Below are 10,157 nucleotides of genomic sequence, written 5' to 3'. Positions count from 1 at the left end.
CCCTTGCGGGGAGGGGTCGGGGGTGGGGGTCCCCAGGCACTGGGTGCGCGTCGCCCTCACCCCACCCCTCTCCCGCACGCGGGAGAGGGGGCGCGCTGTGCTCTTCTCCCCTCCCCCTTGCGGGGAGGGGTCGGGGGTGGGGTCCACGGGCACTGGGTGCGCGGCGCCCTCACCCGAGCCCTCTCCCGCAGGCGGGAGAGGGGGCGCGCTGCGGCGCGGGGCTTATGCTGTGCTTGGCTGCTTGAACTAATTCGCTTAGATCAGCCCAGCACCGGCAGCGTCCGTACCTCGTAGCCGCTGCTGATGCTGCGGTTCAGGACCGGGTCGCTGAGTTCGTAGTCGAAGCGGGTCGCCGGGCGGATGCCCCCCTTCGCCGCGAAGGTGCCGCCGAACATCGCGGCGCCTTCCGGCAGGCCCGACGCGCCGAATTCGCGTTCGATCAGTTCGGCCGGCGGCAGCATGCCGGACAGCGTGCCTTCCTGATACAGCACGCGCTCGCCGCCGATCGTCGCCCATGAACGCAGCACCAGCTGGTCCCAATGCGCTGCGACGTCGTCATAGGCCCACAGCAGCGGCGCGACCGGCTTGTCGCACATCTGCTTCGACACCGTGATGTTGTAGGTCTCGACCTTGCGGTCGGTGTGATCGGAGCCGACGCCGACATAGAGCTGGCCGCCGGATTTGATCAGCACGAACTCGACTTCGCCGCTGGAATTCTCGTCGCTGACTTCGATCGCGGTGCGGGTGGTGAGCCGGGCGGCGGCGACGCGGTAGTAGATCGGCGTCGAAGCCGGGGGCGCGATGCCGAGCTCTTCGAGTTCCTTGATGTGCTTGTCGCGCGCCACCGGATCGCGGCCGGTCCAGCCGGCGATGATCAGGTCGCCGATCCGGACTGATCGCGGGACGTCTCGCCCCTGTTCGTGAACGACGAAATCGATGGGAGCGGCGTACATCAAGGGGCCTCGCAGCATGAAGGGAAACGGTGCCGTGCGGAACTCATCGTGCCGCACGGCGATGATGAGTACTACTCGCCCTTGCGGGTGTCGAGCAAAGTCCAGTGCTGGTCCTTCGCCTCGATCACGTAGATCGGCTTGATCGCGTCGTGATCGCAGCCGAACGAAATCGCGCCTTCCAGCGCCTGGAAGTCCTTCAGCTTGCCGAGCGCATCGCGGATCGCGGTGCGTTCCGCCGCGACCTGCTCGGGCGCGCCGGTGACCGCCGCGGTCTTCATCGCCTCGGCGAACAGATAGACGATGTCGTAGGCCGAGGCGTCCTGCTGGTTCGGCTCCTGCCGGGTCATGCCCGCCGCCGAAGTGCGCTTGGCGAACTCCTTGGCGAAGGCCTTGGTCTGATCGTTCAGCTCGGCGAAGAAGGTGGTGCCGATGGTCATCAGATTGCCGGCGCCGGCCATGCGCTTCGGCAGGTCGGGATCGGCGACCGTGGTGCCGGCGATCAGCCGCGCGGTGACGTTCTGGCGCTTCAGCTCCTTGGCGAGGTTGACGGCGGCTTCGGGCGGCGCGCCGAGGCCGATGATGTCCGGCTTCATCTGCGCGAGCTGCGACACCTGCGGCGACAGGTCGAAGGCGTTGTACTGGAAGTCGACCGCGCCCTTGCTCTCGACGCCGTATTTGGTGAACAGCACCGGCAGCACCGCGGTGCCGATCGACTTCGACACCGTGTCGTCGGTGGCGAACGCGGTGGCGCCGGTCTTCATCGGCAGCTTCTTGTCGCGCAGCGTCGCCAGCACCTCGTCGATCACGGTCTTCTCGTCGCGGGTGTTGCGGAACGCGTAGCTGAAGCCCTTGGTCAGGCCGGGCGCCGACGACGACATCGACATCTGCACGATGCCGAGGCGCTCGCCGGCCGGGAACGCGACGCGGACTTCACCCGAGGAGAACGGACCGATCACCGCCAGCGCCTTGTTGTCCTCGGCGAACTGCCGCACCGCGAGCGCGGCCTGCTTGGGGTCGCCGCCGGTGTCGAACTTCACCAGCTTGATCTTGTTGCCGCCGACGCCGCCCTTGGCGTTGATCTCGTCGACCGCCATGTCGACCGCGACCTCGTTGGTGTTGGCGAGGCTGACATAGGGGCCGGTCTTGGCCATCGAGAAGCCGAGCACCAGATCGGCCGCCTGCGCGCCGCCCGCGATGCCGCCGATCAGTCCGAGGGCGACACCCGCCGCCGCAACGCTATACGCTTTCATCAACCCCTGCTCCTGTTGTTGTTAGTGAGTGCCCGCCTGCATCAACCGGGATGGTTCGGAAGTCTCCTCGCTGCCGCCGCCGAGATAAGCGTCGAGCAGCCGGCGATCGTTGCGCAGCGTCTCGCACGGGCCGGCCACCGCGACCTTGCCGAGCTCGAGCACCGTGGCGCTGTGCGCCACCGACAGCGCCTTGCCGGTGTTCTGCTCGACCAGCACGATCGTCAGACCGCTGCGGTTCATCTCCTGGATCAGTTCGAACACCTTGGAGACGAACAGCGGTGACAGGCCGAGCGACGGCTCGTCCAGCATCAGCACCTGCGGCCGCGCCACCATCGCGCGGCCGATCGCGACCATCTGCTGCTCACCGCCGGACAGCGTCGCCGCCGCGACGTGGCGGCGCTGGCCCAGATTAGGGAAGCGCTCGTAGATCGCGTCGATCTCGCTGCGCACCGCCTGGCGGTCGCGGCGCAGATGCGCGCCGAGTAGCAGGTTTTCTTCGACCGTCAGCGACACCAGCACCTGACGGCCTTCAGGCACGAGCACCAGGCCGTTCGCCAACCGCGTGTGCGGACGCGCGCGCGACAGATCGGTGTCACGAAACTGGATGCGGCCGCGCATAGCCGGCACCGCGCCCATGATGCCAAGCAGCAGCGTTGTCTTGCCGGCACCATTGGCGCCGAGCACGGTGACGATCTCGCCCTCCTCGACGGTGAGCGAAACGCCGTCGAGCGCGGTGACGCCGCCGTAAGCGACGGTGAGATCGGAGACGGAAAGGATCGCGCTCATGCCGCCTGCTCCGCGCCGAGATAAGCGGTGCGCACCACCGCGTCGTGTTGCACAACCGACAACGGGCCCTCGGCGATCTTGCTGCCGAAGTTCAGCACCACGACATGGTCGCAGATGGTACCGACGAAATGCATGTCATGCTCGACGATCAGCAGCGTAACGCCGCGGGCCTTCAGCGCTTCGAGATGCGCGGTGAGCGCCTGGGTCTCGACCGGGTTGAGGCCGGCGGCCGGCTCGTCGAGCATCAAGAGCGAGGCGCCGGCGAGCGTGGCACGCACCAGGTCGATGCGCTTGCGGATGCCGTAAGGCAGCTCGCTGACCATCGAGTCCGCATAGGCGCCGAGCCCCATCTCGTCGAGTGCGGCAACGACCTCGCGCCGCCAGCGATGATTGGGGATCAGCCGGAACGGCGCCAGCAGATTGAGCAGGCCCGAGGCGCGGACGTGCTGGCCGACCAGCAGATTCTCCCACACGGTGAGATGCTGCATCAGCCGCACGTTCTGGAAACTGCGGGCGATGCCCAGGCCGATGCGGCGGCGCGACGCCATGTTGGTGATGTCGCGGCCCTCGAACGCCACCGTGCCCTGATCGGGACGGAACACGCCGCTGATCATGTTGAACGCCGTGGTCTTGCCGGCACCGTTCGGGCCGATCAGCCCGACGGTCTGACCGCGCGCCACCGAGAAGCTGAGGTCGCGGATGACATGCAGGCCGCCGAACGATTTCGACACGTTCTGCAGGGCGAGCAGCGGAGCCTGTGCGGTCATGGCTGCACTCCCGCAGGCTTACGCTTGAATAGCCGGCCGAGGCTGCGCAGCGACGAAGGCGTCACCAGGCCCTGCGGCCGCACGGCCATGAAGCCGACGATCAGCACCGCGAACAGCACGTAGCGCCACGCCTCCCCGGCCCGCAGCAGCTCCGGCGCCAGGCTGAAGAACAGCGCGCCGACCAGCGGGCCCCACACCGTCTGGGTGCCGCCGAGCAGCACGTACAGCACCGTGTAGATGCTCAGCTGGACGCTGAAATGCTGCGCCTCGATGAAGCTGAAATGATGCGCGTACAGCCCGCCGCCGATGCCGGCGATGGCGCCGCCGAGCACGAAGGCCGCGACCTGCAGGCCCCAGACCTTCAGGCCGAGCAGATCGGCGACCAGGCGATCGTTCTTGATCGCGGTGAGATACAGCGTGAAGCGGGTCTGCGACAGCCCGACCACGAACAGCACGATCGCGGCCGTGACCGAGAACACCGCGACCGGCGACGCGTAGGTCGACACCGGATAGCCGGCGGCGGCGCCGACCACTTCAAGATTGAGGAAGACGGCGGAGATCACCTGGCCGAGCGCGAAAGTGGCGAGCGCCAGATAGATGCCGTGGGTGCGCAGGATCGGCACGGCGACCAGCAGCGCCAGAGCGCCGGCCGCAAGTCCGCCGGTCGGAATCGCGGCGAGCAGCGACCAGCCCATCTCGTTCGTCAGATACGCCGCCGTGTAAGCGCCGACCGCCATGAAGCCGGCGATGCCGAGATTGAGCTGGCCGGCGACCAGCGGCAGATACACCGCATAGGCCGCCATGATGTTGAAGCACAGGATGATCAGGACGCCGGTCTGATAGCCGCTCATCACAGCTTCTCCCGGATCGCCGGTTTGCCGAACAGGCCGTGCGGCCGCAGGATCAGCAGCAGCAGCAGCGAGCCGTAGACCGCGATGTTGACGGTGTCGGCGCCGAATGCCGAGATCGAGCCGACCTCGATCAGGCCGATGATCAGCCCGCCAATGACTGCGCCCCAGACGCTGCCCATGCCGCCGATGATCATCGCGGCGACGCCCTTGAAGCCGACGCCCTCGCCCATGAACGGCGACACCTGCAGATAGCTGAGCGCGAACATCACGCCGCCCAGCGCGGTGAACAACGCGGTGAGCACGAAGATCTTCGGCACCAGCCGGCCGACATCGACGCCGAGCAGCACAGCGGTCGAGCGGCTCTCGGCGATGGCGCGGATCTGCCGGCCCAGATTGGTCTTGCCGAGCATGAACGACAGCCCGACCACCAGCGCGAAGGTCAGCACCAGACTGATCGCCTGCGCGGCGCCGATGACCAGGCCGCCGATGCGGAAGTTGAAGTCGCCAAGCAGCGACGGAAACGTCTGCTGATCGGAGCCGACGCCGACCAGCGCCAGATTTTCCAGCAGTACCAGGAAGCCGAGCGACGACACCAGCGGCACTTCCGGATCGGCGCCGCGGGTGCGCCGATAGGACAAGAGCTCGACCGCGAGCGACACCAGCGCCGCCGCGGCGAGCGCGCCGCCGATCGCGAACGCCCAGTGCCAGCCCTTGGCGAGCAGCACCCAGCTCACCATGCCGCCGATCATGAACAGACCGGGGATGGAGAAGTTCAGAAAGTTGAGGATGCCGATCGCCAGCGTGAAGGACACCCCCACCAGCACGTAGATCGAGCCGAGCATCAGGCCGTTGATGATCTGTTGGGTGATCATACTCGGCCTCCGCGGCTGCAAGGACTCAAATGTGTGCTGGGGGAGACGTCCGTCATCGCGCGCCTTACACCGGGTCGAAGTAGTGCAGTTCGAACAGCACGCAGCCGGTCTCGGACTTGAACGGACCATGGAACGCGCCCGGCGGACGGCAGGCGTAGGTGAACGGCTTGAAGCTCTCGCCGCCATTGCCGTTCTCGTCGTTGCCGACGGTCAGGTCGCCGGACACCAGGAACACTTCTTCCCAATACTCGTGCACGAACGGCTTGGTGGTGAACTCGCCCGGCTCGAACCGCAGCAGGCGGCTGCGCGAGCCGCGGCGGTTCTCCTCGTCGAGGCCACCCGACAGGATCTTCTGCTGGATGCCCTTGGGATAGCCGGCCGGGACTTCCCAGCCCGTGCTCATGTCGACGGCACGGAATTCGTCGTGAATCTTGTTGACTGGCATGATGCGCTCCTGATCAGGCGGCTTGCGAGGTCTTCAGCTCGTCGGCGAGCTGGTAGCTGGACAGCATGTTGCTGACGAGACCGCCGGCGCTGTCCCAGTCGTAAGTTCGGAACGAGTGGTTCTTGGTGACGAAGGTCGCGCCCGCGTAGAACATCTCGTATTGCTGATGCCGCGAGGCGAATTCCGAGCCGACCGCATCCCAGGCCAGCTTGTAGAACTTGACCTTGTCGAGCGCACCGGCCGCCGGCGACTGCTGGGTCTTCTCGACCAATGCTGCGATCTCCGGATTGGCGAGATCCTGCACCGAGGACGGCAACATGATCATGCCGCCGCCGGCGAGTTCGCGCAGCGTGTTGAGGATCTTGGCGTAGAGCTGCTGGGTCAGCGTCTGCGCGGCGTACAGCGTGTGACGATCCGGCACGTAGTAGCGGCCGTAATGCGTGCCCTTGATTTCCATCGCCGCCACGAAAGCGTCGACCATGCCGCCTTCGGCGGCGAGCTGGCCGAGGGTCTCGCGGACCTGCGGGAAGCCGAGCACGCCGTTGGTCTCGGCGATCCGCCGCGCCATGCCGATCAGGAACCGCACCTTGACCGACAACCGGACCATCGCCTGATAGTTCTGATAGACATGCGCCGGCGTCGCGTGGAACTGCTTCTGGCACATCTCGAGGTTCTTGTAGACGAAGATGCGATCCCACGGCACCTTGACGTCGTCGAAATACAGCACCGCGTCGTTCTCGTCGAAACGGCTCGACAGCGGATTGTCGAACACCGATTGCGACGACTCCTCGTAGGACTTGCGCGACAGAATCTGCAGGCCCTTGGTGTTCATCGGGATCGCGAACGACAGCGCGTAGATTTCGTCGCCCGGCTGCAGCGGCTGGATGCAGGTGACGAACACTTCGTCCGCCATGATGCCGCCGGTCGCCAGCATCTTGGCGCCGCGCACCGTGATGCCCTCGGCGTCCTGATCCACCACGCCGGTGGTGAGGAACGCGTCCTTCTGCTGGGCAGCGCTCTTGGAGCGGTCGGCCTGCGGATTGATGATGACGTAGGTCAGATACAGATCGCGGTCGCGCGCATAGGTGTAGTAGTCGGCGAGCGCCTTGGCGCGGTCCTTGTCGTAGGCCTCGAACTGATCGAGCCCCATATACATGCCGGCGATGCAGGAGGCGACGTGGTCGGGCGCGCGGCCGAGGAAGCCGGCATGCAACCCGCCCCACTGCTCCAACGCGGTGCGGCGCTGGCGCAGTTCGTCGAAGCTTTCGGGCAACTGCCAGATGCGGTTGGCGCGGCCCGCCGGCGTCGCGAAGGTCATCAGCTCGCGATTGGCCTCGTCGGACGCGAAATCGAACAGCTTGCCGACCGACTGGATGGCGTGACGAAACGCGGGATGCCGCGTGGTGTCGTCGACACGCTTGCCGTCGATGAATACGGCGCGTCCGTCGCGCAGGCCGGCGATATGTTGTTGTCCTGTCTTCATCGTCACACGCTTCCTTATGCTGTGCTCGCCCTGGTCAGTAGTGGATCGGCAGCGGCCACATCGGCTCGCTGCCTCCCTGCCGGCTCAGGCTCTGATACTTGCCGCGGAAGAACACCAACGGCTCCTCGTCGTCCCGCGCGCTGAAACGCACCACGCGGCCGACGAAAATCACGTGATCGCCGCCGTCGTACTGCGCGTAGGGCGCGCATTCGAAATGCGCGAGCGCGCCCGCCAGGAGCGGCGCCTCGGCATGGCCGATCGAATGCGCGACGTTGCTCCATTTGTCGGTGGAGGCCTTGGCGAACTGGTTCGACAACGCCTCCTGGCCGCGGCTCAGGATGTTGACCGCGTAGCCCTCGGCCGCCTGCATCGCCGGCAGGCTGAGCGCACGGCGATCGACGCTGAACAGCACCAGCGGCGGATCGAGCGACACCGAATTGAACGAACTCATCGTCATGCCGATCGGTGCGCCGGCTTCGCCGCGCGCCGTGATCACGGCGACGCCGGTCGCGAATTGCGACAATGCCGATCGAAACTGCCGCACGTCCTGCGTCATCAACTCCTCGCTCTAATACCTTTGATCCAAAGCTATTATAAAAAGCTAGTCAAGCGCGAATGCGAGGCACTCGCTGAGAAAAGATGCGGCAGTGCGACATGAATTTGGGCACGGCAAAACGCCGCCAATCCCTGAAAGACGGGATTAACTCAACTTGGAAGATAGGCCGAACGTACGCGCGTCAGCGCCGCCGCGACACTTTGCGCGTGGACTCGGCCGCGACGGGCGACGGCGCGGTGAGGAAGCCCATCAGCGCCACCGCCTTGTCGCCACACGCCACCAGCCGCGCCATCATCGAAGCGAGCTGGCGAAATTCGGACGCGCTGAGGCAGTCGAACAACGCGTCGTTGACCGGCGCCTGAACCTCGACGAGCTGTTCGAGCAGTTTGCGCGCCTTCGGCGTCACGGTCAGCAACACGCGGCGGCGGTCTTCCTGATTGGCGCGCTTGTGGATCAGCCCGGCCTTGACCAGCTTCGAGACTTCGATGGTGACGAAGGCACCGGACAGATGCAGATGCTCGGCGACGCGGCTGACGCCGACGCCCTCCTCGCCCTGCAGATGCGCGACGGAAATCAGCGTCGTGTAGGCGATTCCGGAGATGCCGAGCCGATCGCCGAAACCGGCGCGGCACTGATCGACCCGCGCGCTGAACGCCAGGAAATCGTGGATGAAGGTGCGAAAGACCTCGTCGTCGCCGCCCGGCATCAGTTCCGACTTCGATACGGTTGCGCGGCGCAAACTCTCGCTCCCTCGGCTGGCGGCGCTGACCGCCGAACGATGCTACTTGTCATACAGAAGCTGCTGTTTGTACAGGTTCGTGTGGCGCGCCCGCTCTCTGCGCGCGGCGCGGATCTCGCCGACGTGCGTGCGAGGGCTTCGTAGCGACGGTATCGACTCGACGCTTTCCATGGTCATCACGCACACCACTCCGCAGTGAGGAGGCGCGCGACGCCGTCTCCAAGCATGGACCGCGTGGCCGGCATCCTGCGAGACGCCCGGCATGGCTGGCTCCTCCGGATGAGAAGTCAGGGCCTGTCAAAAGACCGCCCCCCGCCGGGTGTGCGCGGTACGGTCCTGGGCGAAAGCGGGCTGCAATCCGGCCTTGAAATCCGCTGCCCGCCATGGTCTCACCATTGCGTAGCGGAACGGCGAACCGACCGGCGCCGCGGCTTCAACCCGGCAGAACGGACCCGATGGCGCGCAGGTTTTCCGCTCCCTATCAGATGGAGCCCGTGTCGAGCCTCGCGGTCTGGGCGCGCCGGCTGGCGGTGTTCGCCGCGATCGCCGCAGCGGTGTCCACGCTGGTGGTGCGATTCGATTTCCTCGAAGTGCGCCCGGCGATCGCCACCTTCTTCGGCGCGCTGGCGCTGGCCGGGCTGTCGATCCTGCTGGCGCTGGCGGGCTTCGCGGCGATCTGGCAGACCGGCGCGCGCGGCATGGCGCGCATTTTGCTGGCGCTGCTGATCGACGTCATGATCCTCGCTTATCCGGCCTATCTCGGCTGGAAATATCGCAGCCTGCCGAAGATCCACGACATCACCACCGACGCGATCGATCCGCCGAAATTCGAGACGCTGGCGCGGCTGCGGGTCGGCGACGGCGTCAACACCGCGGTCTATGCCGGCCTGTATTCGGCCGAGCTGCAGCGCGCCGCCTATCCGAACCTCGAGACCGTGCAGGTCGACCTGCCGGTGCAGCGCGCCTACGACATCACGCTCAATCTGGTCAACCGCCGCAAATGGCGCGTGGTGGATTCGCGGCCGCCGCAGCCGCCGCGGCGCGAGGGCCATATCGAGGCGGTGGCGCGCACCGAGGTGATGGGCCTGCCCGAGGACGTGACCATCCGCATCCTGCCGGACGGCGACGGCGCCCGGATCGATATCCGCTCGGCCTCGCGCTATTTCGAAAGCGACCTCGGCAGCAACGCCGCCCGCATCGCCAAGTTCAGCGAAGACCTCACCAGCGCCGCCGAGAACGCCCCGGCGCCGAAACCAGAGCCGGCTCCGAAGCAGCCGGCCAAGGGCAAGGCGGCGCCGAAGAAGTAGCGGCATTTAGCAAGCGGACTTTTGATCACGGCGCCAACCGGATGCGCGGCGCGCCCCCTCTCCCGCTTGCGGGAGAGGGCTGGGGTGAGGGCGCCCCGGGCACTGACTCAGCGACTCGCGGAGAGGAGTCCCCTCACCCGGATCGCTC

Annotated in this window: 11 protein-coding genes; 1 reads left to right on the top strand and 10 read right to left on the bottom strand. The window is 66.5% G+C overall.

Features of this window, described 5'->3' with window-relative positions; genetic code table 11:
* Nucleotides 1–260: 260 nt before the first annotated feature.
* The 10 genes from IP86_RS16630 to IP86_RS16585 form a co-directional block, all read right to left on the bottom strand.
* The gene (locus tag IP86_RS16630; RefSeq protein ID WP_054163654.1) at nt 261–953 is read right to left on the bottom strand and encodes a DUF2848 domain-containing protein; all 693 of its coding nucleotides are present in this window, start codon (nt 951–953) and stop codon (nt 261–263) included.
* A 71-nt stretch (nt 954–1,024) separates the two neighbouring features.
* Nucleotides 1,025–2,203: an ABC transporter substrate-binding protein gene (locus IP86_RS16625; RefSeq protein ID WP_054163653.1), complete on the bottom strand. Its 1,179-nt coding sequence runs from the start codon at nt 2,201–2,203 to the stop codon at nt 1,025–1,027.
* Nucleotides 2,204–2,224: 21 nt separating this feature from the next.
* A complete protein-coding gene (locus IP86_RS16620; RefSeq protein ID WP_054163652.1) occupies nt 2,225–2,989 on the bottom strand; it encodes an ABC transporter ATP-binding protein in 765 nt (254 codons plus the stop codon).
* Nucleotides 2,986–3,756: an ABC transporter ATP-binding protein gene (locus IP86_RS16615; RefSeq protein WP_054163651.1), complete on the bottom strand. Its 771-nt coding sequence runs from the start codon at nt 3,754–3,756 to the stop codon at nt 2,986–2,988. The genes IP86_RS16620 and IP86_RS16615 overlap by 4 nt, the downstream gene beginning before the upstream one ends.
* Nucleotides 3,753–4,607: a branched-chain amino acid ABC transporter permease gene (locus IP86_RS16610; protein ID WP_054163650.1), complete on the bottom strand. Its 855-nt coding sequence runs from the start codon at nt 4,605–4,607 to the stop codon at nt 3,753–3,755. The genes IP86_RS16615 and IP86_RS16610 overlap by 4 nt, the downstream gene beginning before the upstream one ends.
* Nucleotides 4,607–5,479 (bottom strand): branched-chain amino acid ABC transporter permease, encoded by an 873-nt coding sequence (locus IP86_RS16605; RefSeq protein WP_054163649.1) that lies wholly within the window; start codon nt 5,477–5,479, stop codon nt 4,607–4,609. Before IP86_RS16605 ends, IP86_RS16610 begins: the two co-directional genes overlap by 1 nt.
* A gap of 64 nt (nt 5,480–5,543) precedes the next feature.
* Entirely contained in the window at nt 5,544–5,924 is a 381-nt protein-coding gene (locus IP86_RS16600) for a cupin domain-containing protein (RefSeq protein WP_054163648.1), read from the bottom strand.
* Between the two features lie 13 nt (nt 5,925–5,937).
* Nucleotides 5,938–7,407 (bottom strand): 4-hydroxyphenylacetate 3-hydroxylase family protein, encoded by a 1,470-nt coding sequence (locus tag IP86_RS16595; protein ID WP_054163647.1) that lies wholly within the window; start codon nt 7,405–7,407, stop codon nt 5,938–5,940.
* Between the two features lie 34 nt (nt 7,408–7,441).
* The gene (locus tag IP86_RS16590) at nt 7,442–7,963 is read right to left on the bottom strand and encodes a flavin reductase family protein (RefSeq protein WP_054163646.1); all 522 of its coding nucleotides are present in this window, start codon (nt 7,961–7,963) and stop codon (nt 7,442–7,444) included.
* 181 nt (nt 7,964–8,144) lie between these two features.
* On the bottom strand, nt 8,145–8,702 hold the full coding sequence (locus tag IP86_RS16585) for a MarR family winged helix-turn-helix transcriptional regulator (RefSeq protein ID WP_156332533.1): 558 nt from the start codon (nt 8,700–8,702) through the stop codon (nt 8,145–8,147).
* A 455-nt stretch (nt 8,703–9,157) separates the two neighbouring features.
* On the opposite strand from IP86_RS16585, the gene IP86_RS16580 reads away from it, so the two are divergent.
* Nucleotides 9,158–10,009 carry a DUF1499 domain-containing protein gene (locus IP86_RS16580; protein WP_054163644.1) on the top strand — a complete coding sequence of 284 codons (852 nt, stop codon included), beginning with the start codon at nt 9,158–9,160 and terminating at the stop codon, nt 10,007–10,009.
* Nucleotides 10,010–10,157: the final 148 nt, after the last annotated feature.

The organism is Rhodopseudomonas sp. AAP120 (assembly GCF_001295845.1).
In the GTDB taxonomy this organism is placed as follows: domain Bacteria; phylum Pseudomonadota; class Alphaproteobacteria; order Rhizobiales; family Xanthobacteraceae; genus Rhodopseudomonas.
Note: the sequence above shows the minus strand (reverse complement) of the source record. Positions and strands in the feature narration are given on the sequence as shown.

Excerpts from the sequence above, each read along its gene's own strand:
- IP86_RS16580 (WP_054163644.1), top strand. The coding sequence starts at position 9,158 with ATGGCGCGCAGGTTTTCCGCTCCCTATCAGATGGAGCCCGTGTCGAGC.
- IP86_RS16600 (WP_054163648.1), bottom strand. The coding sequence starts at position 5,924 with ATGCCAGTCAACAAGATTCACGACGAATTCCGTGCCGTCGACATGAGC.
- IP86_RS16590 (WP_054163646.1), bottom strand. The coding sequence starts at position 7,963 with ATGACGCAGGACGTGCGGCAGTTTCGATCGGCATTGTCGCAATTCGCG.
- IP86_RS16605 (WP_054163649.1), bottom strand. The coding sequence starts at position 5,479 with ATGATCACCCAACAGATCATCAACGGCCTGATGCTCGGCTCGATCTAC.
- IP86_RS16630 (WP_054163654.1), bottom strand. The coding sequence starts at position 953 with ATGTACGCCGCTCCCATCGATTTCGTCGTTCACGAACAGGGGCGAGAC.
- IP86_RS16595 (WP_054163647.1), bottom strand. The coding sequence starts at position 7,407 with ATGAAGACAGGACAACAACATATCGCCGGCCTGCGCGACGGACGCGCC.
- IP86_RS16610 (WP_054163650.1), bottom strand. The coding sequence starts at position 4,607 with ATGAGCGGCTATCAGACCGGCGTCCTGATCATCCTGTGCTTCAACATC.
- IP86_RS16625 (WP_054163653.1), bottom strand. The coding sequence starts at position 2,203 with ATGAAAGCGTATAGCGTTGCGGCGGCGGGTGTCGCCCTCGGACTGATC.
- IP86_RS16620 (WP_054163652.1), bottom strand. The coding sequence starts at position 2,989 with ATGAGCGCGATCCTTTCCGTCTCCGATCTCACCGTCGCTTACGGCGGC.
- IP86_RS16615 (WP_054163651.1), bottom strand. The coding sequence starts at position 3,756 with ATGACCGCACAGGCTCCGCTGCTCGCCCTGCAGAACGTGTCGAAATCG.